Origin of the sequence: Mycobacterium sp. (assembly GCF_032162105.1) — a bacterium.
Taxonomy (GTDB): domain Bacteria; phylum Actinomycetota; class Actinomycetes; order Mycobacteriales; family Mycobacteriaceae; genus Mycobacterium.
This window is the reverse complement of sequence record NZ_JAVRPS010000468.1, coordinates 1-23,205: the sequence shown is the minus strand read 5'-3', so window position 1 is coordinate 23,205 and position 23,205 is coordinate 1. Positions and strand designations below refer to the sequence as shown.

Genomic DNA, 23,205 nt, shown 5'->3' with positions numbered 1-23,205 from the left:
CGATCGGGTCAAGCACCCCGAGCGGGTCGGTACCCGGTTCGAACAGCGTGTCGAACGTGATCGGGGCGGCCCTGCCCAGGTCGTAGTTCAGTGACTCGTAGTACGTCTCCGGATGGGCGCCGCCGGTGTCGAAGTACTCCTCGAATACCAGGCTTTCGGTGCCAGAGGCCGGCGCTCCCGATCGGTACGTCCTACCCGTGACGGCGAGCGCGTACGGAGCATCGCGATGTGGCCTCTCGCCGACCAGGTCGATGAACTGGTCACGCTGCTTCGTCAGGGCGGCGGTGACTGCCCGTTGATCGGGGTAGTCGACCGGGAAGCTCAAGTCCAGCGTGTAGTCGGAGGTGGCGGTGTGGACCTGGCAGGTCTGGTCTTGCCCGACCGTTCCGCCGAGGTCGGTGCATGCCGATGGTGCGGTCGTCGGGGAGGTCGGGGTGGCAATCGACGTGGTCGCACTCGGGGAGATCAGCGTGATCGCGATCGGTCTGCTCGACACACCGCATGCCGCGGTGCCGACGATCACGGCCGTGCCCAGGAGTGTGATCACGACGTTCCGAGTCGTCATCGGTCAGCCGAGTTCGTAGGTCTCGCGGGAAACCCGGAAGTAGTGCCCGGTGCTGCTGTCGCTGCATGTCACTCCCACGGGCTCGCTGTCGCACGTGATCGTGCCGAGTGACCGGGTCTCGCCGTAGGCGAGCGTCTGCTCCGGAGTGGGAAGTTCCGCGCCGGAGCAGTCGAAGACGGCTGCGCCGCCCTGCTCCAGTTTGAATCGGGAGCCCCAACTCAGATGGCAGTCCGGCGATGGCGGCGGGGCCACCCAGCTGTAGTCGGCGATCTCGCACCGGACACTGTTCTGGCCGTCGAACGCGAACATCGTGCAGCTGATGTTTCCCGATGGTGACTGGAACGGGCCGGTCGACACGGGTCGCGCCACCACCACCGTCGACGGTGCAGGCGCATTCACCGTCACCGTCACCGTCGGTGTCGCGCTTGGAGTCGATGCGGACACCGGTGCCGTCGTCGGCACCAAAGGCGATGTCATTGGTGCCAACGTTGCGGGGCCCTCCGATGTGGCGTGGACGGCGGTCGAACCGGTCCCCGAGCAACCGGTCAGCATCACCGCCGCCAGTGCGACGACCGACAGCGCACCCGGCAGTGCGATGGCCGTCGCGCGAGATCGTGTATTCATGTCGTGTCGCCCTCCCTTTTCGTCGAGCACGTTTGGGTGCTGTGATGGCAAGCGTGCTGGGGCGCTCGGAGGAATCTTGGCGACCGGTGAAGGGAGACACGCAGTGACCTCGGCGCGGCCGTGGACGAATCGATGGGGATCGCGCCGCTGACGGACAACGTCGTATTCGTCGAGAACTGAGCAAAAGGGACACCGGACGCGCAAAGCGTCGCCGCGTAGCGTCGAAGACATGACCACGCTTACAGACACCAGAATCGCCTCGGCCCTGGACCGGATGTACTCCGAGTCCCAGGAGCAGATGTCGGCATTGCGCAAGGGGGGCGGCCGGTTCGCCGACCTGGAGAACGCGACGGCGCAGGAGCGTGCCGACGCGCTCAGCGACATCTACATGCCCGTCACGCCGGAAGCCGGCCGACTGCTCTACGCACTGGTTCGGGCCACGCGTCCGCAGACGGTCGTGGAGTTCGGCATGTCGCTGGGCCTTTCCGGCATCCACCTGGCGTCCGCCGTGAAGGACAACGGCAGCGGTCGCCTCGTCACGACGGAGTTGAGCGCAGCCAAGATCGCGACGGCCACGCGCAACTTCGCCGATGCCGGCCTTTCCGACGTCATCACCGTGCTCGAGGGCGACGCACTGCAGACCCTCGCCACGCTCGACGGCCCGGTGGACTTCGTCCTGCTCGACGGCTGGAAGGAGTTCTACCTTCCGGTGATCAAGCTGCTCGAACCGAGACTGTCCCCTGGCACCCTGATCGTCGCCGACAACACCAACATGCCCGACACCCAGCCGTACCTCGACTACGTGCGGGAGCCGGCCAACGGGTACGTCAGCGTCAACTTCCTCGCAAGGGACACCGACAGCATGGAGATCAGCTGCCGGGTCTAGGAGTCGGGGGCCACCGCGTCGGCGCGCAGCGCGGCCAGGTTCCGCACGGACCGCTCGACGTCGGCGCGCAGGATTCTCGCGACGATGGACCCAACCGGCCCGTTCAGCAGTGCCCCAGAAAGATTGGCCACCAGGTGAAACGTCGACCCTGGCTGGTTGTCCGTGATGGTCATCTCCAGGGCTATCCGGACGCCGCCACGGCCGTTGCCGCGCATCTCGATCCGCTTTGGTGGGTCATACCGGGTGACCTCCCAGTGGATGGTGTTGCGGAAACCCTTGACCTTGATCAGCGACGACGCCTTGGTGCCCTTCTCGATGACGTCGGGCACCGGGCTCTTCCAACCGCCGAAGATGGTCAGCCACTCGTCGAACCGGTGCAGGTTCGAGGCCAGCTTCCACGCCTGTTCGGGTGAGAGGTCGGAGGACACCGAGACGTCGACGCTGGCCATGAATCATCCTTACCCGATGTCGACGCCGCGCAACCCGACGGCTCAGCCTGCGACCGCTCCCCCGGACTACGCGGGCGGCGGCGGCGTGGCGCCAAGCACCCGCTGCAGGTCCGGCTTCATCGCCTGAAGCTGGGCACCCCAGTAGCCCCAGCTGTGCGTGCCGTCGTTCGGGAAGTTGAACACGGCGTTGCGCCCACCGGCGGCAACGTACTTCTTCTGGAAGTCCTTGTTCGTGTTGATGGTGATGTTCTCGAGGAACTGAGCGCTGTACATGGTGCCGAAGTCACCGCCGGCGTCCAGGTCCGACGACCTGCCGTTGCCGCAGTACACCCATACCGCGGTGTTGTTGGCCACCAAGGTTCCGATGTTGACCATCGGATCGTTGCGGCGCCAGGCCGGATCGCTCGTCGTCCCCCACATGTCGGTGGAGTTGAACCCGCCTGCGTCCTTCATGGCGAAGCCGATCATGGTGGGCCACAGGCCTTGTGACGGATTGAGGAAACCCGACAAGGTGCCCGCGAAGATGAACTGCGCGGGATGCCAGATCGCCAGTGTCAACGCCGCGCCGCCCGCCATCGACAGCCCCACCACCGCGTTGCCGGTCGGCCCAACGCCCTTGTTCGCCGCCAGCCAGCCCGGCAGTTCCTGGGTCAGGAACGTCTCCCACTTGTAGGTCACGGTGCCCGCGCTGCCCACTGCGGGGCGGTACCAGTCGGAGTAGAAGCTGGACTGTCCGCCGACGGGCATCACCAGCGACAAGCCGGATTGGTAGTACCACTCGAAGGCTGCGGTGTTGATGTCCCAGCCGCTCGCGTCCTCCTGCGCGCGCAACCCGTCGAGAAGGTAGACGGCGTGCGGGCCGCCGCCCTGGAACTCGACGAGTATGTCGCGGCCCATCGACGGTGAGGGCACGTGCAGCTGTTCGACCGGCAGGCCTTCGCGCGAGTAGGCCCCCGCCGTGGGTATGGGCCCGGCGATGCCGACGAGTCCGGGGACCATCGCGACGGCCAGTACGGCGGTGGTCAACCGGCGCACCCATGCGCGCCGACTCCTCTGAACGCCCGTCATCACCACCGGTCAACCCCTTCTCACGTGTCGAGTTACCCGAAAGCTAGCAGCGGGCCGGATCGGCGCGAGCCGGGCCACGCCGCCCGTAATCGCCTTGTTATCAAGGTGTTCGGCGAACCGCCTGCCACGGCTGGATGTGAACCCGCCCATCGTGGGCTGTGAACCGCACCCCAATGACCTGTGAATCCCCTTGAGGGGCCAGCCGGGCGCCTACCGCCACGGCAAACTCGGACCACACAGACAAGGAGCAAGTCAATGCCATTCTCCGAGCGCACCACGCGGCTGCTGGCAAGCGGCACGATCATCGTCGGCGGGCTGCTGGGCGCGGCCCTGTTCGGCGGCATCCCGTCAGCGCTGGCCGACCAGGACCCGGCGGCTGACCCGCCCAACTGCAGCGCCGCCGATCTGGAGGGCGTCCGGTCAGGCGTCTCGGCGGCGACGTCCGCCTACCTGTTCACCCATCCGGACGTGAACAACTACGTCTCGAGTCTGGGCAGCCTGTCGCGTGCCCAGGTGGCCGCGAAGATGAAGGACTACATGGCCGCGAATCCGCAGGTCAAGAGCGACATGATCGGTATTCGGCAGCCGCTCGTCGACCTGAAGGACCGCTGCGCGGCGCCGCCGAGTCCCTAACGGTTACCCGACGCCCGTGACAATGGCGGCAGTGCGCCACCACACGAGGGCCGCGAACACCGCGAGCATCGCGACCGAGAACCCGGCCTGAATCAACGTCCGATTCGCTCGCGGCGCGTACGCGAAGGCCGCCGCGACCGCGGCGCCCGTCAGCAGCCCGCCGATGTGCCCCTGCCAACTGATGCCTGGAGCGACGAACGTGATGACGAGGTTGATCACGATGAGCCCGACGATGCCCCGGATGTCGAACTGCAGCTTGCGCGCGAGCACGAACGACGCCCCGAAGAGTCCGAAGATCGCACCCGAGGCACCCAAGGTGGGCGTTCCAACGGGCGTCAAGAGATAGACGAGCACGGAGCCGCCCAAGAGGCTCAGGACGTACAGGGCGAGGAAGCGCGCGTGCCCCAAGGCGAGCTCGAGAGCCGGCCCCGTGAAGTACAGCGCAACCATGTTGAACGCGATGTGCGTGATGCCTGCATGCAGGAAGCCCGACGTCAGCAGCCGGTAGAACTGGTCGTAGTGCGCGACACCGTTCGGCCAGAGGAAGAACTGCTTCTCGAACTCGGGCGCCGCCATCTGCACGACGAACATTGCCACGTTGGCCGCGATCAACACATACGTGACCATCGGCTTGGTCGTCATCCGACCGCCGAGCGCGGTCGTCGGCTGCCGAATGGTGCGAGCGCCCTCGTTCACGCAGTCGGCGCATTGGTGGCCGACCGCAGCTGATCGCATGCATTCGGGACAGATGTAACGCTGGCAACGGTTGCAGCTGATGTAGGTCTCGCGTCCGGGATGCCGGTAGCAGCTCGGCGCCGTACCCGACACCGGGTTGTACGGGGTGCTCACACCTCTACTCTGGCAGCCCGAGCCGACGGCACGCACGTGGGCGTCGCCGCACGCCGCTTCCCGTCGTCGGTCAGAACCGCCACAACGCTTCCTGACTGGTGCTGGCCACCAACGCGCCGGAACCGTCGTAGAGCGACCCGACCACCAGGCCGCGGGCGTCGCTGTTGTTCAGCGAGCGCACCTCGTAGCGGTGCCACTGGTCGGGTCGGAAGGGCCGGTGGAACCACACCGCGTGATCGAGGCTGGCTGCGTAGGCGCCCTCGGCGTTCAATGACGTACCGGGCGGTCTCGCGACCGGCACCGGTCCGAAGTCGGACATGAAGGTCAGCGTGCAGGCACGGATCAGCGGATCGTCCTCGATGAGGTCCCTGGTCCTGATCCAGAACGGCGGCACCGCGAACACCGACTCATCACCGGCCGTGGTGCGGATGTCGAAGCGCTCGGCGAACTCCAGACCCGCGATCTTGGGCACGGAGTCGTCGAACTCGATGGCAGGCACCGCCGGCGGCTGCCAGTCGGCGCCGGGCTCGGGGTGGTGAAAGGACGCGATCATCTCGAGGATGGTCTTGCCGTGCTGGATCGCGGTCACCCGCCGGGTGTCGAAGGAGCGACCGTCGCGGGTGCGCTCGACCTGCAGTTCGACGTCGACGCCGTACTCGCCGCCGCGCACGAAGTACAGGTGTAGCGACTGCGGCAGTTTCTCCGGTTCGACCGTGGCGCCCGCGGCAGCCAGCGACTGCGCGGCGATCAGACCGCCGAACAGCCTCTTACTCGGGCCGCTGGCCGGGTTGGGTGCGACGAACACGTCACCGTCACGACCGAAGTCCAGCAAGCGGGCAATCCAGCTTCGTTCGTCCACACCGGGTTGCGAGCCCGCGGACTTGACACCTGTCATCGAAGGGCGAGCTTAGCGGAGATCTCCACCGTCGCGGCCCTGAGGGTGGCGTTGACCTGCGCGGATGCCATCTGCAAGGACTTCTGCGGAAACGCTCTGGAAAAAGTGAGGGATTCCTGCCTGCCGGTCGCTCCTACCTGTGAACGCGGCGCACGGGCCGCGGCCAAACCAACGGGAGACCCTCGTGAACACCAACACCAACACCAACACCAACACCACCACCTTCCGCCGGCTCGTCGCCACCGACTTCGGCTACTACCGGGTGGTCACGAAGGTCACCCCGCACCCGGCGCTCAGCCCGCGGTAGCTCCCGTATGGGTCAGGCGCGACGCATCTAGCAACGCCCCGCCCACCACTTGTCCAATTCACTACACGGCGTGGAGGCAACGACGATGATGATCCTGGCGAACGTCAGATTCGCTTCGGGGGTGGATCGATGACTTCTTTCGCAACGTCGTCGATGGGCGCTCTCGATGACGCGACACTCGCGCGCGCTGCCGCGGTGGGCGACCGATCGGCGTTCGCCGAGATCTACGATCGGTACGCCGACCGACTGCACGACTTCTGCGTCGGCATGCTGCGCGACCGGGAGGCCGCCGCGGACTGCGTACAGGACGTGTTCGTCACCGCGGCAACCAAATTGGTCCAACTTCGCGAACCCGACCGGCTGCGGTCCTGGTTGTACGCGATCGCCCGGTCCGAGGCGTTGGCCCGGATCCGCGCCCGCAAGCGCGAACAGCTCAGTGAGGAATTCCCCGAAATGCCCAGCGGCGAAGCGGACATGGCCACACTGGCGGCACGCAATGAGCTGGCCGACCTGATCTCCGATGCCAGCGGCGGGTTGAGCGACCGCGATCGCGTCGTGCTCGAGTTGGCCTACCGCAAGGGTCTCGACGGCCCCGAACTGGCGGACGCGCTCGGCGTCACGCCCAAGAACGCCAATACCTTGGTGGAACGTCTGCGCGACACCATCGCGCGCTCGCTCGGCGCGCTGCTGCTGTGCAGACGCGCCAAGGCCGACCCAGGACGCTGCCCCGAACTGGCCGCCATCCTGGATCAGTGGGACGGCCAGTTCACGCCGCTGATCCGCAAACGGGTGGCCCGGCACATCGACGGCTGCGAGGTCTGCGAGGACGACCGCGCCCGGATGGTCAGCCCGGCGGCCCTACTCGGCGCCGCCCCGGTCGTCATCCCCGCCCCGGCCTGGTTGCGTGAGCAAACCCTCGACCGGGCGGTGGTCGACGTACCCGGGCACGGGGCCAAGAGCACCGCTCCCGAGGACGACCAGTCCTGGTGGCCACCACGCGATTTCGACGACAACGGGGTCGACCAGAACCGCGCCGCCACGGCACCGGGAAAGTCCACGTCCACGCATCGCCGGGGACGCGTGGGGATCGGTGCGGCCCTGGTCCTGCTCGGTGTCGGCGGGGCGGCGGCGGTCCTCGCCACACCGGCGGCGTTCCGCGTGGGTCCCGCCGACGATTCCGGCCCGTTGACCCCGTCCGTGACGAGCACGATCATCACCACCACGCCATCGATCGCCGAACGCCCGGCACCCAGCGACACCCCGTCGATGCTGCCGCCCGCCATGATCACGACGACCGCGGCGATCGTCATCGCTCCCACCACCACCTACGATTCCGGCCCCACCCAAGAGCCGGTGATCACGGCTGAACCGGAGCCGTCGACCGAAGTGCCGATCACCACCCGGCCCAAGCCGACGACCAAGCGCACCGAACCGAGCCAGGAGGAGACGGTGCCGCTGCCCAACGTCGAACCACCGCCCGAGGCGCCGCCCGAGCCGTCGACTCCCAAGACGAAGCCCAGTGTCAGCATGCCGAAGGTGCCACCGCAGCAGCAGGGTCCGGACTGCCCGCCACAGAACCCAGAATGCAACGGTGGCGGAGGGCCCGTCTTCAGCTGACCGATCAGCGGCGCGCAGCCAGCAGCGGCTGAACGACGATCACGTACATCACCAGTACCGCCACCGGCGCGGCCAGTGGCAACCACGGCACGCTCAGTGGGATCGCCGTCGCGCCCAACCCGATGGCCGAAAGACCCAGCGCACCAACGGCCGTCGGCGTCGTGACGACGGATTCAACGCTGCCAGAGTGGCGTAGGACCAGATATGCGGCGGCGGCCAGGCCGGCCAACGCCGTACTCATCGGCGGCGCTTCGGCGAGCAGGGCCACCACCACGCTGGTCGCCACCGCCAGGGTTGCGGCCCCGGCGAACCGGATGCCGAGCACCACCGCGACCACCGCGAGTGCCGCTGCAACGAGTGAAAGCCCCTCTGCCGCAATCGCGGTCGCGGCGACCATCATCAGTCCGAATGCGGTGGACAGGGCACGTCCTGCCCTCATCGTTGCGGGTGGCACGTCATCTCCGTCCCGAGACGGTGCGCCGGTGATCGGGCACCAGATGCATCACGTGATCCAGAGGGCTGTCGTCGCGCCAGGACACCACGTCCACACCGACCGTGCCCATGTCGCGGTACATGAACGAACGCTGCAACGCCCACATCCTCGCGATCAGCGGGTCCTGCTCCACCTCGAACGGCGGCCCACCCAGCACGTCGACCGCCACCACCACGTGGCCACGCCGGCACAGATCGATGAGGGCCAGCGCGAAGTCGGTGTCCAGCAGCGTCGAGAAGGCGACCACGATGGCGCCCGACGGTACGGCCGCGCGGGGCGCCAAGGTTCCCGTCGTCTGCTCGAAGCCGTCACCCGCGCCGAGCACCGCGTCGAGCACCCGGTAGAACTGCTTGCGCCCGATGTCGATGCCGAGCCAGCGGGGCCTGCCACCGAGGACGACGACGCCTGCCCGGTCGCCGCTGCGCAACGCGTGCTGCACGACCTGGACGGCACCTCGCACGGTCCGCTCGGTCACCTCCGTCGCCGGGCCCCGCGGCTGGTCGGACGAGTCGACCAGCACCACAACGTCGGCGGCGCGCTCGCTCAGCCGTTCGGTCACGTGCAGGGTGCCGCGCCGGGCGCTGACCGGCCAGTTGACGGTGCGCAGTTGGTCACCGGGCACGTAGGTGCGGATGTTGCCGTACTCGACGCCCCGACCGATGTGTCTGGTGAGGTGGGTGCCGAGCCGGTCGAGTAGCTCGGTGCGCGGCAGCGCGGTCGCCTGCGCGGGCGCGATCGGGAACACGAAGACGTCGGCCGCGGCCAAAGTCGCGGTGCCCGCGAGCATTCCGCCGCGCGCCAGCACGCCAAGCCGCACGACGACGGGATAGCGGCCCCAACGGTCGGCCGACGCTGTGATCTCCAGCCGGCCCGCCTGATCCGTCGTGATGTCGAGCGCCATGCCGTCGGGTGCCGCGACGGTGAGTTCCACCGGCGACCCGTCGTCGGCCGTCGCCCACACCGCGAGTCGCACCTGCTCGGACTCGAAGCAGCGCAGCACGCCCGGATCGGCATGCACGTGCACGGCGGGCACCGGGCGTTGCCACCGGATCGACACCAGGACGCCGAGCAGCGGCGCCGCGAACGCGACCAGCTGCCATGCCGATCCCAGCACCGCGCAGGCCAGCGCCACGGCCGCGCAGGTGGTCAGGGCGAGTGCCAATTCCGATGTTTGCCAGCGTAATTCGACACTCGTCGAGCGCGCGTCGTTCACGTCGCGCCGCGGGTTCTCGGCACCGGCACACGGCGCAGCAGATCTTCCACCACATCGACGCTGCGCACCTGCCGAACCCACATCTCGGGGCGAAGGGTGATCCGGTGGGCCATCGCGGGCACCGCGAGCGCCTTGACGTCCTCGGGGATGACGTAGTCGCGACCGAGCAGCAGCGCGCGGGCCCGGGCGAGTGCGACGATGTCGAGTTCGGCGCGCGGGCTGGCGCCGACCGCGATCTGGGGATGCTGTCTGCTTGCGGCGGCCAGTGACACCACGTAGCGCAGAACGTCGTCGTGCACCGTCACCTGCTCGACCGATTCGCGCATGGCGAGCAGGTCGTGCACATCGATGACCTGACCGATCTCCGGCTCGGGTGACCCACGATCGATGCGGCGACGCAACATCGACAACTCCTCGGCCTCGGACAGATAGCGCAGTTCCAGCCTGATCATGAAGCGGTCGAGCTGGGCCTCGGGCAGTGGATAGGTGCCCTCGTACTCGATCGGGTTGTCGGTGGCCAGGACGACGAACGGTGGCTGCAGCAGGTGCGTGACGCCGTCGATGCTGACCTGGCGCTCGGCCATCGCCTCCAGCAGCGCCGCCTGCGTCTTGGGTGGGGTTCGGTTGATTTCGTCGGCCAGCAGCAGGTTGGTGAAGATCGGGCCGGGGCGGAACTCGAAGCGCCCCGACTGCATGTCGTAGATGGTCGAGCCGAGCAGGTCGGCGGGTAGCAGGTCGGGGGTGAACTGCACCCGCTTGAAGTCGAGGCCGAGCGCCGCGGCGAACGCCCGTGCGATGAGCGTCTTGCCCAGCCCCGGCAGGTCCTCGATGAGCACGTGTCCGCGGGCCAGCACCGCGGTCAGGATGAGCGTCAGCGCCGCGCGCCTGCCCACCACCACGCGCTGAATCTCGTCGAGCACGGCTTCGCAGTTGGCTGCGGTCGTGGTCGCCGCCTGGGCATGTTCGGTCATATCTGCTCCAATCGCTCCAGCACGTCGTTGAGCACCGCCCGGCCGGGTCCTGGCTCGAGTCCGCCCGATCGGTCCACGTTGTCCGGATCGACCCACGCCCAGAGTTCGGCGCCGAAGACCATCACCGCGGTTGCGTGAAATGCCCGCGGATCCTTGGCCTTTCGCTGCCCGGAAGCGAGTTCGAACTGTCGCGCGAGCATGGGCCGCAGGTGCTTGTCCCAGTCCGATCGGCTGGATTCCGCCCGCTGCACCAGGTTTTCGGTCCGCGCCAACCAGCGTCGCAGGGTCTCGCCAGGATCGCGGGCGGTGGTGTCGTCGACCGCGGTCCGGACCTCGCGCGCCAGCACCCAGCGCACCGTCAGCAGCGCGATCGCCGTCACGGCGCCAACCATCCACGGAATGAATCGGCGGTCGGGCAGTGACAGGGAAAGCGCCGCGACGCCAACGATCACGCCGATGCCCGCGACCACCAACTTGATCACACGCTGCTCCGCAGATCGGTGGTCACACTGCCGCTGCGCAGTTCGGCCAGGACCCGTTGCAGCACCCGCACCGCCGCGTCACGATGCGCCTCGGTCATCACGTGCGAACTGAACCGCGCCTCGTCGAACAGATCCACCAGTTGCGTTGCGCTGCCCGGTCCCAACGCGTGGTGTGCCACGGCGCGGTCCAGCACTTCGGAGGCGGTGTCGAAGTCCTCGGGCACCGCGCCGGGAACGCGGGACAGCTCCCCTTCCATCGCCGCGTAGCACGCGATGATCGCCTTACGAGGTTCGCGGCTGAGGTCACCGACCTCGGCGAGGCCGACTTCCGCAGCGCGGGCTAGTGATTCGGACGCGACGTCGGGTACGCCGCCGTCGTGACGCTGCTCGTCCGGTGGCGCGACCTGCACGGCGCGGCGTTGCCTGCGGGCGGCGACGAGCGCGCCAACGACGAGGATGAGCAGGAAGGTCACGGTGGCGACGTAGAAGTACCCCAACAGGTTCGACTCCCCTGCCGGTTCTTCGGTCCGCGGCGGCGCCGCGTTCCCAGGGTCCGGAGTCGGGGCGGCAGACGGCATCGAGCCTGGCACGGTCGCGGCGGGCGGATTTGCACGCAGGGTCGCGCCGAGGCGGTTGAGGGCCATGACGGCGAGCAGCCACAAGACCACCACGGCGAAGGCGATCACCAGCATTCGCCACGTCGGTCGCGACCCCTTGCCGCGAGCCATGACCGGCAGGTCGATGCCGCCCGCGGCGGGGACCTTCCGGTTGCGTAACCGCGAGATGACCGCGGCCGCGGCGATCGCGATCGAGACCACGAGCAATCCGATGACCAGCCCCGTCGCCGCCGGGCTCTCGGTGCTGCGTTCTGGCGCCGGTTCCTCGACGCCGGGAATGTAGCCGCGCAAGGCCACCGCGGCGACGACGACGAGGACCGCCAGCCAGACGGCCTGACCGGTAGCGGACGTCGAGGCGGAGTGATTCCCGTCCGTCCGGCGCGCCATCGCAGACCTCCTAGCGGCGCTGCGAGCGGCCGCTATGTGCCTGATAGTAGGCGGTTCGTCAGGGCGCCTGGCCGTGATCGCGCAGCCATTTTGCGGTCAGTTGCCGGTAGGCCTGTTGGCCGATGCTGCCCGACCGCCCGTCGAACACGTGGTCCGCGTACGGCACGGCCACCAATTCGACGTCGACTCCTGCCGCCCGCGCCAGGTCGGCGAACCGATACGTCCCTTCGGTCGGGACGAGGTGGTCGGCCGCGCCCATCAGGATCAGCGTCGGCGGCGCCGCAGGGCCGATGTGGGTGGCCGAGGCGATGGCCGCGTATTGCTCGGGGAAGTCAGTTGGCGACCCGCCGGTGTATGCGCCAGCCATGTCGCGGGAGACAGCGCCGAGTGCGAGATCGCCGTTGTCGTAGAAGCCGGCCACGTCGACCACCGGATACAGCGCCGAGACCGCCGAGACCACGGGTCGCGGCCCACCGCACGACGACTTCAGCGTGCCGTTCGCGGCCATGTACGCGGTGTTGATGGCGAGGTTTCCGCCTGCGGAGTCGCCGCTCAGCGACAGCCGGGTGGGGTCGCCGCCATACTTGGCCGCATTGGTGCTCACCCACGCCAGCGCACAGCCGATCTGTTGATCCACGACGTCCCACAGGTGCTGGTCTGCTGACGACAGCCCGTAGTCGATGCTGATGGTCAGCCAGCCCCGATCGGCGAACCACCGGAAGTCCGGGCCGTGCGCGTCCCGGCTGCCCGCGACGAAGCCGCCACCGTGGATGAAGACCAGCACGGGTGCGGAGTCAGCGGCAGGTGGCCGATAGATGCTGAGCTGCAACGGTTCTCCGTCGAACGTCGCATAGGTCGCCTCGACGTCCGGTTCCACCGTCGGCTTCGACCAGACGTCGAACGTTTCGACGAGGTCGATGTCGGCTCCGGCGTTCTCGACGGCGGCGACCATGCGCGCGGTCACCATCGAGCCGCCCGCCACGGTCAGCAAGGCCAGGACGACCAGCGCGGCCGGGAAGCGGCCGCGACTCCCCAACCAGAGGTAGCAAGCCAGCGCTGCCCCGGCCAGCGCGGCGACGATCACCCACGACATCACCGGCGAGACGAACGCCGTCGCCAGGCCGGCATAGGGCAGGTGGTGAAGGAAGGTCCCGGCCACGCCGAGTGCGGGGCCGACGACCAGAACGGTCGCCAGGCTGACGCCAACCAGCGAAGCGACGCGCTTCAGTTCGTCGGGCCCATGCGGGTTTCGCGCTCGGCGGCCTTGATCAGCCGCGACGAGATGAGCTGGATCGCGCTCCGCATGACGGCGCGCATGATCGGCCCCGTGCCAGGCACGCCCTCGGTGAACGATCCACGCCATCGCAGATCGGTGCCGCCCGACGCGTTAGGGGTGAAGACGGCCTCGCCCTGGTAGTCCTTGGCGGGTGTCGACGGCGCGATCAGCTTGTAGACGTGCCGGCGGTCCTGCTCGTACTCGACGGTCTTCTCCCGCATCAACACCGGCCACAGCCCGACCTTGCGGACGGCTCCGATCCCGCCGGGAGCCGGATCGCCCTGTTGCTCCCAACTGGATTGCACGATCAGTGGCTTGGCCCAGTCCGCCCAGCGCGCGCCGTCGGTCTCGAGCCGAAACAGCGTTGCCGCCGGTGCACTGCTGGTCCGATTGATCTCGAACGTGAACGTGCGCCCCGACATGCTGCCTCCCGGGCTTCGATTGCCGAACCGCCTCCGGCGGTGTGATGTGAGGGGAACCCTACCGGGCGGCAAAGTTGCCCCCGCCGGATCGGCCCAGAATCCAAGTGCCGTAAATTCAGTGTTACGTCGGTGTTACCTCTATAATTTCGGTATGCGCGACGACGCCGTTTACGCCGAGGTCGAGACGCTGCGCGAGCGCGGCAAGGGCCCCGTGCTGACGCCCATGGCACTCGAGATTCACGTCCGCGCCGTCGACCACACCGTGCACACCACGTGTCCGGCGTTCGTCTCCGATGAGGCCCTCGACGCGATCGCGCCCGGCCGGGTGACGACCATGGCCGCGGTGGAGCTGTGCCTGGCAGAGGTGTGGCATCGCGCGAAGGACGGATACGTCATCGCGGACTTCGACCTCATCGACCACATGTCGGAGGGCCCGACCCGCCGACGCCTGCGCACTGCCTGCCGCCGGTTGTGGCACGAGCTCAACAGCGAGCGGTTCATCCCGCTCTAATCAGTTCCGGCTGCCTGCGTGACGCATCCGGTTCAGCGCCGGGCGCAGATGCTGCGGCAGCGAACCGAGGCTCCACTCGCCGCGCTGCACCCAGTCGCCGACGTCGGCCGCGTCGTGCCGACCGTTGATCGGACCGACCCACGTTGCCTGGCCCACCGGCGTGCGTTCAGCCGAGCAGGGCTGCAGCAGCACCAGCACACCGGGGCCGTCGGGGCGGGCGGCGCACGTGAGCGGGCCCAGCATGCAACCGGCGGCGACCAGCACCCCGTGCGGACACCGCCGGATCGTGGCGCGCAGCTCGTTCAGCACCGAGATTCCATGTGCGGCAGTACAACCGGTGCACACCACCAACGTGAAGGCGCGGTCGGTCACCGCGACGCACCAGGCGAGTACGGCAGCAGCGCCATCTCGCGGGCGTTCTTGATCGCGATCGCCACCTGGCGCTGCTGGCGGACCGTCAGCCCCGTCACACTGCGCGACCGGATCTTGCCGCGATCGGAGATGAACAACCGCAACGCAGCGGTGTCCTTGTAATCGACCTCGGTCACGCCGAGCGTCTTGAACTGGCTCTTCTTGGCCCGCCTGGGTACGGGGGCGGTACGGCGGGGTCGTGGAATTTGCCTCGCCATCACCAACTCGCCTTCCGCACACCGGGGAGGTGGCCTCCGTGGGCGAGTTCGCGCACCCGCACACGGGACAGCCCGAACTTGCGCAGGTGGCCGCGGGGCCGCCCGTCCACGGCGTCGCGGTTGCGCAGCCGGACCGGGCTGGCATCCCGCGGTTGCCTGGCCAACTCCGCAAGGGCAGCGGATCGTTCGTCGGCCGAGCTGGTCGGTATCCGGATGACCTCCTTGAGCGCCGCGCGCCGTTCGGCGTAGCGGGCCACGACCTCCCGACGCTTCTCGTTCTTGACGATCTTCGACTTCTTGGCCATGGTCAGCGCTCCTCGCGGAAGTCGACGTGGCGGCGGACGACGGGGTCGTACTTGCGCAGCACCAGCCGATCCGGGTCGTTGCGCCGGTTCTTGCGGGTCACGTAGGTATAGCCCGTGTCCGCGGTGGAGCGCAGCTTGACGATCGGGCGGATCTCGTTGCGCGCCATCAGATCCGCTGCCCATCGCGGCGCAACCGGGCCACCACTGCCTCGATGCCGTCGCGGTCGATGACCTTGATGCCCTTGGCGCTGACCCGCAGCTTGACGCGTCGACCCTCCGACGGCAGGTAGTACGTCTTGTGCTGAATGTTGGGTGACCACCTCCGACGGGTGCGGCGGTGCGAATGCGACACCTTGTTACCGAAACCGACTGCACGGCCGGTGATCTGACACCTCGCGGACAACCGACTGACTCCCTTCCGCTCGGGCCTTATTGAAAATCATTTTCGACAAGCGTCGGTGGGGACTGTACCGTAGCGAACGGCTTAATGAAAATCATTCCCAATAGGAGGGTCATGCGGACTCCGGTGTTACTGGTGGCGGGCCAAGGCGACACGGACTCGGTGGCGGGTGCACTGCTGCGCCCGGGAACGTTGGTGGTGGAGCAGCGCTTCGACGGCCACGTGGTCAGGCGGACGACGATCAACCTTCAACATGGCGTGCTCGTGTCGGCCGAGACGGCTCTCGAACTGGCTCACGGTTGCGTCGCCTGCACCATCCGCAACGACCTGCTGGTGCTGCTGCGGACCCTGCATCGCCGCGCGGACGTCGAACGCATCGTCGTACATCTGGCGCCGTGGCTGGAGGCCGAACCGATCTGCTGGGCGATCAACCACGTGCGCGTCCGGGTCGGTCCCGGTTACGCCGACGGCCCGGCGGTGCGCGACGTGGAGATCGCAGGCGTGGTGACGTGCGTCGACTCGGCCACGTGGCTGGGGCGCGCACTCGGCGACGACGCACTGAACGACGGGCGGACCGTCGCGCAGGTCGTCGTCGGTCAGGCCGAGTTCGCCGACGTCCTGGTGCTCACCACGCCGGAACCGGCGACCCTGGCGGTACTGCGACGGCTGGCCCCGCGGGCCAGGATCACGGTCGGCGTCGAGCACTTCGAGCAGGCGTTGGCGCGTCTGGAGCCGGATGCGCGGCGCGGCCGCAGCGACGATCCGCACCAACCACTGCTGGCCGGCGAGCCCCCTCTGCACGCCGACGGACGAATCGCGCTTGTCGAGTTCAATGCCGAGCGGCCGTTTCATCCCCAGCGCCTGCATGCGGCCATCGACCTCCTGCTCGACGGGGTGATCCGCGCCCGCGGCAGGCTATGGCTGTCGGGCAGGCCCGAGCAGGCCATGTGGCTCGAGTCGGCCGGAGGCGGGCTACGAGTCAGCTCGGCCGGAAAGTGGTTGGCCGCCATGACCGCCCAGGAGAGCGCCTACGTGAACCCCGATCGGCGCGCGTTCGCAGACCTGATGTGGGACCAGCGTTTCGGCGACCGGCACACCGCGATGGCCGTCCTAGTCTGCGGCGCAGACCCCGCCGAGATTCGCGGCGCCCTGGCGGGTGCGCTGCTGACCGACGCCGAGATGCTCGACCCCGACGCGTGGAACGACCACCCCGATCCGTTCGGCGACTGGCACGAGGACCCGTGCACGGATTCGTCGGACACTGCGGGGGACGAAGCCGTCGCGCGTGCGACCCTTAGGACTGCGGAAGGCGAACCACCTGGATGAAGAACTCGTCGATCTGGCGGACCGCGCCCATGAACTGGTCGACGTCCACCGGCTTGGTGACGTAGGCGTTGGCGTGCAGCTTGTAGCTGGTCAGGACGTCCTGCTCCGCGGAGGAGGTGGTGAGCACGACCACCGGGATGTGGCAGAGGTTGGCGTCGGACTTGATCTGCTCGAGCAGCTGGCGTCCGTCGTACTTGGGTAGATTCAGGTCGAGCAGGATCAGGTCGGGCTGGGGCGCGTCGACATGGTCACCGCGCTTGTACAGAAAGTCCAAGCCCTCCTGCCCATCGCTCGCGACGTGCAGGGTGTTCGTGATCTTGTTGTGCTCGAACACTTCCCGGGTGATGAGTACATCGCCCGGATCGTCCTCGACGAGCAGCACGTCAATCGCCCGGCCAACAGGTGTCATTCCCGTGATCCTTCCAGAACGGCCGCTGGTTCCTTGGCGGGCAGGGTGAAGTGAAAGCGGGTTCCCGTGGTATACGACGTGTCGATCCAGATCGCACCACTGTGGTATTCGATGATCTTCTTGCAGAGCGCCAACCCTATACCGGTGCCGCCGTAGTCGTCGCGGCCGTGCAGGCGCTGGAAGATCACGAAGACCTTGTCGACGAATTCCTCGGCGATGCCGATGCCGTTATCCGCCAGGCTGAACAGCCATTCGCCGTCAAGCTCACCGGTGCCGGGTTCACACTCCACGACGATCCGTGGCCCGACACCGTCGCGGCGGAATTTGACCGCGTTGCCGATCAGGTTCTGCCACAGCCTCGTCAGCAGCGTCGGATCCCCGACGACCGTCGGCAGCGGTGCCGGCCGGACGATCTCCGCGCCGGACTCCTCGATCGCCGCGGCCAGATTGCCCAACGCGGCGTCCAGCGTGACGTCGAGGCTCACGTCGTCGTCCTGAGTCGTGTTGACCCGGCCGACGCGAGAGAACGTGAGCAGGTCGTTGATCAGCACCTGCATGCGCTTGGCGCCGTCGACCGCGAAGCCGATGTACTCGATACCGCGCTCGTCGAGCTTGTCGGCGTACCGCTTCTCCAACAGCTGGCAGAACGACGCGACCTTCCGCAACGGCTCCTGCAGGTCATGCGACGCCACGTAGGCGAACTGCTCGAGTTCGGCGTTCGATCGCCGAAGTTCGACGGTCTGTTCGTCCAGCTGCTCGCGCGCCGCCTGCGACGCTGCGAGGTCTGCCACGATCCGCTGCCGCATGTTCTCGACGTCGGTGGCGATGCGACGAATGTCCTTGGGGCCGTGCGGGGTTATCTTCTCGTCGAAGTTCCCCTCGGTGATACGCCGGCACGCCGCCGCAAGCGCGGCCAAGGGGCGCGTGATCGCGCTGCGCACCAGGATCGCCAACGCGATCGCCATCACGAGGAACGTGGCAACCATGGCCACCAACACCCGGTCGCGCCAGCCGCGCGCCTGGTCGAGCTTGCCGATCGCATCCCCGCGGGCCGTGACCAGATGCTGGTTCTGCACGCCGAAGAGCAACCGGATGCCGTCGAACTCGGTCTTGCCCCGATCGACGGTCGTGCCGTCGATCACCCCTGGGGCACCTGGCGTGATGCTCGCGATGAGCGGCTCGGCGTAGGTGCTGCGCCAGCGCTCCGCCGCCCGCTGGATGGCGTCCACGTCGGCGATGAGGTCGGGTCGGTCGGCCAGGCGTTGGCGGATGGTGTCGGCGGCGACCTTCTCGGCTCGTTGTCCGTCGTAATACGGGTCGAGGAACTGCCGGTCGGCGGAGATCGCGTATCCACGGGTGGCGGTCTCCTGATCGCCAAGGGCGGCCTGCAATTGGTAGGCGGCCACCCGCGACGGCTGGATGTCGTCGATCAGCTCGCGCGAGACGTCGTCGGTCCGGTTCAGCAGCACCGACCCGGTCACCGCCCCCGCGAACACCACCATGCCCATGACGGCCAGCACCAGGTTCTGCCAGCCCTGCACGGTGAGCTGAAACCCGCGCTGCGACTTGGTCATCCGGCCGTGCGTTCCACCCGAACCACCGCGATGTCGTCGCTGAGGCCGCCGTGTGCCTTGGCTCGCTTCTCGGCACCGTCGATGAGGGCGGTCACGAACTGCGGGCCGGGCAATGCGGCCAGCGAGCGAGCCAGGTCGAGCAGGCCGGCTTCGCCGAGGCGCTCGTTGCCCTCACCGGAATGCCCCTCGAACATGCCGTCGGTGAGCAGCAGGAGCCCGTGGCCCTCGGGCAGCTCCAACTCGCTGAGCGGCCACTCCGTGCCACCGAGGCCAAGGGCGGGCCCGGCCGGAGGTTCCAGCCACTCGACCGTGTTCGGCCCGTGCCACAACATTCCGGGGTGACCGGCGCGGACCGCGTTGAAGCGCAGGCTGTCTGGGGCGAGAGCCACGCTGAGCACCGTCGCGAAGATGCCGCTGGCTGGGCTCTCGGCCAGAAGTATCCGCTCGAGCTGCCGCATTCGCTCATTGCCGCGAAGACCGGCGAAGGTGAGCGCCCGCCAGCCGATCCGCAGCGCCACACCCAGCGCGGCGGCGTCGGGACCATGTCCGGCGACGTCACCGACCATGACGTGGACCGTCCGGTCCGGAGTCTGGACGAAATCGTAGAAGTCACCACCGAGCTGGGCGTTCTGGTGTCGGGGCCGATACTGGGCGACGATGTCGACACCCGGGTTCTCGAGCAGGAGGGGGGTGGGTAGGAGTCCCCGCGCGAGGCGCGTGTTCTCCTGGGCCGTCAACTGACTCGCACGCAGCTCCGCCGCGATGGATTGCGCGCGCTTGCGTTCGATCGCGTAGAGCAGGGCGCGGCGCAGCATCTCGGGGTCGACGAGCCCCTTGACCAGGTAGTCCTGAGCGCCGGAGGCCACCGCCGATATACCGAAGTGTTCGTCGTTCAGTCCGGTCAGCACGACGACCGGCACGTTGTCGTCCCGCTTGGCGATGCGGTCCAGTGCGCTGATCCCGTTGGCGTCGGGCAGCTTCAGGTCCAGCAGCACGCAGTCCGTACGACCGTCCGCGAGTTCGCGCTCGGCGTCCGCCATCGACCGGACCCACACCACGCGGATGTCGGCGTTGGCGTCGGCGATCAGCTCTTCCACCAGCAGGGCGTCGCCACGGTCGTCCTCGACCAACAGCAGCGACAACGGCTGCTGGGGCGCGGCGGGGTCAGAGCCGGGGCCGACGAGGGACATCGGCTCGCGGGGATCTGATGACGGATCTAGTGACGATGGGTCGACAATACCCAGCTCCGCCTGCCCAAACGTGTGGTACTCACGCATGCGGCTCGGCGTCACGTATACCGCGGTAGATTCCCCGCCGCACGATCCATTGCATCAAGACGCGTTCGAACGACCATGCGGGAAACCGGACGGCACGCCCGTTCGGGGTGAACACCTCGAGCCCGTCTCGCTGGATGCCGATCACCGAACCCCAACGCCGCTTCGGCGGCCGATACGAGCGCATCGGCTTGCCGTCGAATTCGGCGAGGACGTTGTGGGCCAGCAGCCCGTCGGCCCTGTTGCGGGCCGAGCTTCGAAGCGGGTCGGTGGCGGCGACGTCCCCGACCGCGAATACGCCGGGGTGTTCGGGCACCCGGAGCTCAGGGGTGACGCGGACGAAGCCGTGCTGGTCGAGCAGTTCCTTTGGCAACCAGCCGGTGTTGGGCTGCACCCGTCCGATCGTCCAGAGCACGGCGTCAGCGGACGACGGCGGCTGTCCGGTGCTCCACTCGATCGGGTCGCTGGTGATCTGCTCCCCGGTGAATCCGTCCGCCAGCTTGGCGCGGTGGCCGGGATGGAGCACCACGCCTGCCTCGGCCAGTCGACGTTCGACCCGGTCCCACGTTCGCGCGTGGTGCTGGGTCAACGCGCGCTCGCCAGGAAAGTAGAGATCGACACGCGTACCGGGCCATGTTCTCGCGATGTTCGCCGCGCTGCTGACGGCCGCGGCGCCGCCGCCGACCACGACCACCGACGTGGCGGCCGCGAGCCGATCGTGTGCCGCACGCAGCTCCGCGCCGATCTCGTCAGCGGACTGCAACGTCGGCTGACGCCAGAATCCGTTGGTGACACCCGTTGAGATGATCAGGGCGTCGTACTCCTCGTCCAGCGTCGAGCCGTCGTCGCGGCGGACCGCGACGGTCCGGTCCGACAGGTCGACTCCCGTCAGCATGCCGTGGACGGTTCGCACCCGATCCAGCCCCCGGAACTGGTCGAACGAGATCCAATTGTGCCGGGCCCAGTGGTCGGGGCGGCTGATCCGCCATCCGAGTTCCTGGCCGCTCACCAACGCGGGCTTGGCCGAGATGCCGACGACTTGAACATCCGGGGCGTGCCGGGCGAGCCGGATCGCCGTGAGCACGCCGCTGTCGCCGAGGCCTGCGATGACGATGCGCTTAGGGTTCGTAGTCCTCTGGTCGGCAACCTCGCTCACGCAAACCTCCTGGTACGACACGTCGGGACGCGCGTGATGCCCGGCCGTATTTCGCAGAACGTAACACGTTCCTCTTCGTTATCCGGGTCGGATGCGGCCGCCATCTGACCGGCCATCTGACCGGCCATTGACTCCGCAGTCCAGGCGTAGCGTTGACGACATGACTTCGGATGGTTCGGTGACGGAGGTACGACGCAGGGGCTTCAACGAAGCCATCACACGGTTCTGGAGTTTCGCCGCGCCAGCGTACGACGCCCAGTTTCTTCAGCGCTGGGTCTATCGCCCTGCGCAGGACGAGGTGGTCGCGCAGCTGAAGTCGGCTGGGTCTCGCAGAGTCGCCGATATCGCCTGTGGCACCGGCATTCTCGCCGACCGCATCGCGCGCGAACTGAATCCCGACCAGGTGTACGGGGTGGACATGTCCGACGGCATGCTCGCCCAGGCGAAGGCGCGCTCGTCGCAGGTGCAGTGGTTGAAGGGGCCTGCCGAGCAGCTCCCCTTCGACGACGGCGCCCTCGATGCCATCGTGACCACGTCGGCGTTCCACTTCTTCGACCAACCCGCGGCGCTGGCCGAGTTCCACCGGGTTCTCGCCCCCGGCGGTCTCGCGGCGGTCGCGACGATCAGCCCTGCGGCGCCGCTGGCGTTGCATTGGCTGTCCGAGAGCCGGTTCAATCCCGCGCACAATCCGTCGCCTGCGCAGGTGCGGGCGCTGTTCGAAGGCGCCGGGTTCACCATCCTCGAGCAACATCGCGTCCAGCGACCGGTCTGGACGAAGCTCATCCCGGACCTGATCACCTTCGGGAACAAGCCCTAAACGACGCGTGGCGATCGTGGCTTGGTGCGTACCCTAACGCTCGTGGTCGATCTGCATCCCGGCATCGCCGTGCTCGCTCCCCTGCTGGGCACATGGGCCGGGCACGGCAGCGGTGAGTACCCCACGATTCCGTCGTTCGGCTACCTCGAGGAAGTCACCTTCGCGCACGTCGGCAAGCCGTTCCTCGCCTACGGCCAGCGCACCAGGGCCGACGCCGGGGACGCCGAGCCCGGCAGGCCACTGCACGCCGAGGTGGGCTACGTGCGGGTGCCGTCCCCCGGCAGGGTGGAATGGGTGCTGGCGCATCCGACCGGCATCACCGAGATCCAGGAGGGCACGCTGAGGGTCGAGGGCGCGACGATCGAGATGGAGTTGACCGCGACGACCATCGGACTCACCGCGTCGGCGAAGGACGTGACCGCCCTTGGCCGTTCGATCCGCGTCGACGGTGACGAGCTGGTCTACACGCTGCGCCTCGGTGCCGTCGGCCAACCGCTGCAACACCACCTAACCGCGACGTTGCGCAGGAAGCAGGCATGACCGGCCAGTCCAGATCCGACGGAAGGATTCGCGTCCCCACCGACCTCGACGCCGTGACCGCGGTCGGCGACGAGGACCACTCCGGGATCAACCCCGCCGCCGTCGAGCGGATCTGGCAGGCCGCCCGGCACTGGTATCGGGCGGGCATGCATCCGGCCATCCAGGTCTGCTTGCGGCACGACGGCAAGGTCGTGCTGAACCGGGCGATCGGGCACGGCTGGGGCAACGGTCCGGAGGACCCAGCGGATGCCGAGCAGGTGCCAGTGACGACGTCGACACCGTTCTGCGTGTACTCGGCGGCCAAGGCGATGACGACCACCGTCGTGCACATGCTCGTCGAACGCGGAGCGTTCTCGCTCGACGATCGCGTGTGCGAGTACCTGCCGAGTTACACCAGCCACGGCAAGGACCGCACCACGATCCGGCACGTGATGACCCACAGCGCGGGCGTGCCGTTCGCCACCGGCCCGAAGCCAGACCTCAAGCGGATGAACGACAGCGAGTACGCCC

31 protein-coding genes are annotated in these 23,205 nt (G+C 68.0%); 9 read left to right on the top strand and 22 right to left on the bottom strand.

Translation table 11 applies throughout. The features are described from left to right. Together QOC69_RS24255 and QOC69_RS24250 are read right to left on the bottom strand one after the other, a co-directional pair. Window positions 1-565: esterase (locus QOC69_RS24255; protein ID WP_526444397.1), on the bottom strand; the 565-nt coding region annotated here is incomplete at its 3' end. 3 nt (window positions 566-568) lie between these two features. Further along, window positions 569-1,189: a DUF6636 domain-containing protein gene (locus tag QOC69_RS24250; RefSeq protein ID WP_526444395.1), complete on the bottom strand. Its 621-nt coding sequence runs from the start codon at window positions 1,187-1,189 to the stop codon at window positions 569-571. A gap of 229 nt (window positions 1,190-1,418) precedes the next feature. On the opposite strand from QOC69_RS24250, the gene QOC69_RS24245 reads away from it, so the two are divergent. Beyond that, window positions 1,419-2,075: an O-methyltransferase gene (locus tag QOC69_RS24245; protein WP_526444393.1), complete on the top strand. Its 657-nt coding sequence runs from the start codon at window positions 1,419-1,421 to the stop codon at window positions 2,073-2,075. Here the strand turns inward: QOC69_RS24245 and QOC69_RS24240 are convergent. Next, window positions 2,072-2,524 carry a type II toxin-antitoxin system Rv0910 family toxin gene (locus QOC69_RS24240; RefSeq protein ID WP_526444391.1) on the bottom strand — a complete coding sequence of 151 codons (453 nt, stop codon included), beginning with the start codon at window positions 2,522-2,524 and terminating at the stop codon, window positions 2,072-2,074. The two genes, QOC69_RS24245 and QOC69_RS24240, sit on opposite strands and share 4 nt — an antisense overlap. A 66-nt stretch (window positions 2,525-2,590) precedes the next feature. Further along, window positions 2,591-3,523: an alpha/beta hydrolase gene (locus QOC69_RS24235; RefSeq protein ID WP_526444403.1), complete on the bottom strand. Its 933-nt coding sequence runs from the start codon at window positions 3,521-3,523 to the stop codon at window positions 2,591-2,593. A gap of 324 nt (window positions 3,524-3,847) precedes the next feature. On the opposite strand from QOC69_RS24235, the gene QOC69_RS24230 reads away from it, so the two are divergent. Beyond that, window positions 3,848-4,225 carry a hemophore-related protein gene (locus QOC69_RS24230; protein ID WP_526444389.1) on the top strand — a complete coding sequence of 126 codons (378 nt, stop codon included), beginning with the start codon at window positions 3,848-3,850 and terminating at the stop codon, window positions 4,223-4,225. 3 nt (window positions 4,226-4,228) lie between these two features. On the opposite strand, the gene QOC69_RS24225 is transcribed toward QOC69_RS24230, so the two are convergent. Next, window positions 4,229-5,074 carry a rhomboid family intramembrane serine protease gene (locus QOC69_RS24225; RefSeq protein WP_526444387.1) on the bottom strand — a complete coding sequence of 282 codons (846 nt, stop codon included), beginning with the start codon at window positions 5,072-5,074 and terminating at the stop codon, window positions 4,229-4,231. Window positions 5,075-5,144: 70 nt separating this feature from the next. After that, entirely contained in the window at window positions 5,145-5,969 is an 825-nt protein-coding gene (locus tag QOC69_RS24220; protein ID WP_526444385.1) for an acyl-CoA thioesterase, read from the bottom strand. A 184-nt stretch (window positions 5,970-6,153) separates the two neighbouring features. On the opposite strand from QOC69_RS24220, the gene QOC69_RS24215 reads away from it, so the two are divergent. Next, complete coding sequence (locus QOC69_RS24215) at window positions 6,154-6,276, top strand: hypothetical protein (RefSeq protein WP_526444383.1); 123 nt, start codon at window positions 6,154-6,156, stop codon at window positions 6,274-6,276. Window positions 6,277-6,405: 129 nt separating this feature from the next. Next, window positions 6,406-7,893, top strand: coding sequence for an RNA polymerase sigma factor (locus tag QOC69_RS24210; protein ID WP_526444381.1), 1,488 nt, complete (start codon window positions 6,406-6,408; stop codon window positions 7,891-7,893). A gap of 4 nt (window positions 7,894-7,897) precedes the next feature. Here the strand turns inward: QOC69_RS24210 and QOC69_RS24205 are convergent, their stop codons facing one another. From QOC69_RS24205 to QOC69_RS24175, 7 genes are all read right to left on the bottom strand, one after another. Continuing rightward, on the bottom strand, window positions 7,898-8,347 hold the full coding sequence (locus QOC69_RS24205; RefSeq protein WP_526444379.1) for a hypothetical protein: 450 nt from the start codon (window positions 8,345-8,347) through the stop codon (window positions 7,898-7,900). Window position 8,348: 1 nt separating this feature from the next. After that, a complete protein-coding gene (locus QOC69_RS24200) occupies window positions 8,349-9,599 on the bottom strand; it encodes a DUF58 domain-containing protein (RefSeq protein ID WP_526444377.1) in 1,251 nt (416 codons plus the stop codon). Beyond that, window positions 9,596-10,570, bottom strand: a complete 975-nt coding sequence (locus QOC69_RS24195) for an ATP-binding protein (RefSeq protein ID WP_526444374.1) — start codon at window positions 10,568-10,570, stop codon at window positions 9,596-9,598. The genes QOC69_RS24200 and QOC69_RS24195 overlap by 4 nt, the downstream gene beginning before the upstream one ends. Then, window positions 10,567-11,052 carry a hypothetical protein gene (locus QOC69_RS24190; protein WP_526444372.1) on the bottom strand — a complete coding sequence of 162 codons (486 nt, stop codon included), beginning with the start codon at window positions 11,050-11,052 and terminating at the stop codon, window positions 10,567-10,569. The genes QOC69_RS24195 and QOC69_RS24190 overlap by 4 nt, the downstream gene beginning before the upstream one ends. Beyond that, on the bottom strand, window positions 11,049-12,056 hold the full coding sequence (locus tag QOC69_RS24185) for a DUF4129 domain-containing protein (RefSeq protein WP_526444370.1): 1,008 nt from the start codon (window positions 12,054-12,056) through the stop codon (window positions 11,049-11,051). The genes QOC69_RS24190 and QOC69_RS24185 overlap by 4 nt, the downstream gene beginning before the upstream one ends. A gap of 58 nt (window positions 12,057-12,114) precedes the next feature. Next, window positions 12,115-13,215, bottom strand: a complete 1,101-nt coding sequence (locus QOC69_RS24180) for an alpha/beta hydrolase (protein WP_526444368.1) — start codon at window positions 13,213-13,215, stop codon at window positions 12,115-12,117. Window positions 13,216-13,280: 65 nt separating this feature from the next. Further along, window positions 13,281-13,754 carry an SRPBCC family protein gene (locus QOC69_RS24175; protein ID WP_526444366.1) on the bottom strand — a complete coding sequence of 158 codons (474 nt, stop codon included), beginning with the start codon at window positions 13,752-13,754 and terminating at the stop codon, window positions 13,281-13,283. Between the two features lie 151 nt (window positions 13,755-13,905). On the opposite strand from QOC69_RS24175, the gene QOC69_RS24170 reads away from it, so the two are divergent. Continuing rightward, window positions 13,906-14,265 carry a hypothetical protein gene (locus QOC69_RS24170; protein ID WP_526444364.1) on the top strand — a complete coding sequence of 120 codons (360 nt, stop codon included), beginning with the start codon at window positions 13,906-13,908 and terminating at the stop codon, window positions 14,263-14,265. Here the strand turns inward: QOC69_RS24170 and QOC69_RS24165 are convergent, their stop codons facing one another. Genes QOC69_RS24165 through rpmB form a run of 5 tightly spaced genes read right to left on the bottom strand, consistent with a single transcriptional unit; the run spans window position 14,266 to window position 15,602 of the window. After that, complete coding sequence (locus QOC69_RS24165; protein WP_526444362.1) at window positions 14,266-14,637, bottom strand: hypothetical protein; 372 nt, start codon at window positions 14,635-14,637, stop codon at window positions 14,266-14,268. It abuts the gene before it with no gap. Continuing rightward, window positions 14,634-14,894: a 30S ribosomal protein S18 gene (gene rpsR, locus QOC69_RS24160; protein WP_526444360.1), complete on the bottom strand. Its 261-nt coding sequence runs from the start codon at window positions 14,892-14,894 to the stop codon at window positions 14,634-14,636. The genes QOC69_RS24165 and rpsR overlap by 4 nt, the downstream gene beginning before the upstream one ends. Then, window positions 14,894-15,199 (bottom strand): 30S ribosomal protein S14, encoded by a 306-nt coding sequence (gene rpsN, locus QOC69_RS24155; protein WP_526444358.1) that lies wholly within the window; start codon window positions 15,197-15,199, stop codon window positions 14,894-14,896. Before rpsN ends, rpsR begins: the two co-directional genes overlap by 1 nt. 2 nt (window positions 15,200-15,201) lie before the next feature. Continuing rightward, complete coding sequence (gene rpmG, locus QOC69_RS24150) at window positions 15,202-15,366, bottom strand: 50S ribosomal protein L33 (protein WP_526444356.1); 165 nt, start codon at window positions 15,364-15,366, stop codon at window positions 15,202-15,204. Next, window positions 15,366-15,602 (bottom strand): 50S ribosomal protein L28, encoded by a 237-nt coding sequence (gene rpmB, locus QOC69_RS24145; protein WP_526444354.1) that lies wholly within the window; start codon window positions 15,600-15,602, stop codon window positions 15,366-15,368. The genes rpmG and rpmB overlap by 1 nt, the downstream gene beginning before the upstream one ends. Window positions 15,603-15,713: 111 nt before the next feature. On the opposite strand from rpmB, the gene mrf reads away from it, so the two are divergent. Beyond that, window positions 15,714-16,925 carry a ribosome hibernation factor-recruiting GTPase MRF gene (gene mrf / locus QOC69_RS24140; RefSeq protein WP_526444352.1) on the top strand — a complete coding sequence of 404 codons (1,212 nt, stop codon included), beginning with the start codon at window positions 15,714-15,716 and terminating at the stop codon, window positions 16,923-16,925. Here the strand turns inward: mrf and QOC69_RS24135 are convergent. The 4 genes from QOC69_RS24135 to QOC69_RS24120 all read right to left on the bottom strand — a co-directional run bounded on the left by QOC69_RS24135 (window position 16,894) and on the right by QOC69_RS24120 (window position 21,338). Then, window positions 16,894-17,334 carry a response regulator gene (locus QOC69_RS24135; protein ID WP_526444350.1) on the bottom strand — a complete coding sequence of 147 codons (441 nt, stop codon included), beginning with the start codon at window positions 17,332-17,334 and terminating at the stop codon, window positions 16,894-16,896. The genes mrf and QOC69_RS24135 overlap by 32 nt on opposite strands. Beyond that, window positions 17,331-18,908: a sensor histidine kinase gene (locus QOC69_RS24130; protein ID WP_526444348.1), complete on the bottom strand. Its 1,578-nt coding sequence runs from the start codon at window positions 18,906-18,908 to the stop codon at window positions 17,331-17,333. The genes QOC69_RS24135 and QOC69_RS24130 overlap by 4 nt, the downstream gene beginning before the upstream one ends. After that, complete coding sequence (locus QOC69_RS24125; RefSeq protein WP_526444346.1) at window positions 18,905-20,098, bottom strand: PP2C family protein-serine/threonine phosphatase; 1,194 nt, start codon at window positions 20,096-20,098, stop codon at window positions 18,905-18,907. Before QOC69_RS24125 ends, QOC69_RS24130 begins: the two co-directional genes overlap by 4 nt. A gap of 79 nt (window positions 20,099-20,177) precedes the next feature. Further along, window positions 20,178-21,338 (bottom strand): FAD-dependent oxidoreductase, encoded by a 1,161-nt coding sequence (locus QOC69_RS24120; protein ID WP_526444344.1) that lies wholly within the window; start codon window positions 21,336-21,338, stop codon window positions 20,178-20,180. A 178-nt stretch (window positions 21,339-21,516) separates the two neighbouring features. On the opposite strand from QOC69_RS24120, the gene QOC69_RS24115 reads away from it, so the two are divergent. From QOC69_RS24115 to QOC69_RS24105, 3 genes are all read left to right on the top strand, one after another. Beyond that, window positions 21,517-22,155, top strand: a complete 639-nt coding sequence (locus QOC69_RS24115; protein WP_526444401.1) for a class I SAM-dependent DNA methyltransferase — start codon at window positions 21,517-21,519, stop codon at window positions 22,153-22,155. 42 nt (window positions 22,156-22,197) lie between these two features. After that, window positions 22,198-22,695: a peroxynitrite isomerase gene (locus tag QOC69_RS24110; RefSeq protein WP_526444399.1), complete on the top strand. Its 498-nt coding sequence runs from the start codon at window positions 22,198-22,200 to the stop codon at window positions 22,693-22,695. After that, on the top strand, window positions 22,692-23,205 hold a 514-nt coding region (locus tag QOC69_RS24105; RefSeq protein WP_526444342.1), incomplete at its 3' end, for a serine hydrolase. The genes QOC69_RS24110 and QOC69_RS24105, both read left to right, overlap by 4 nt.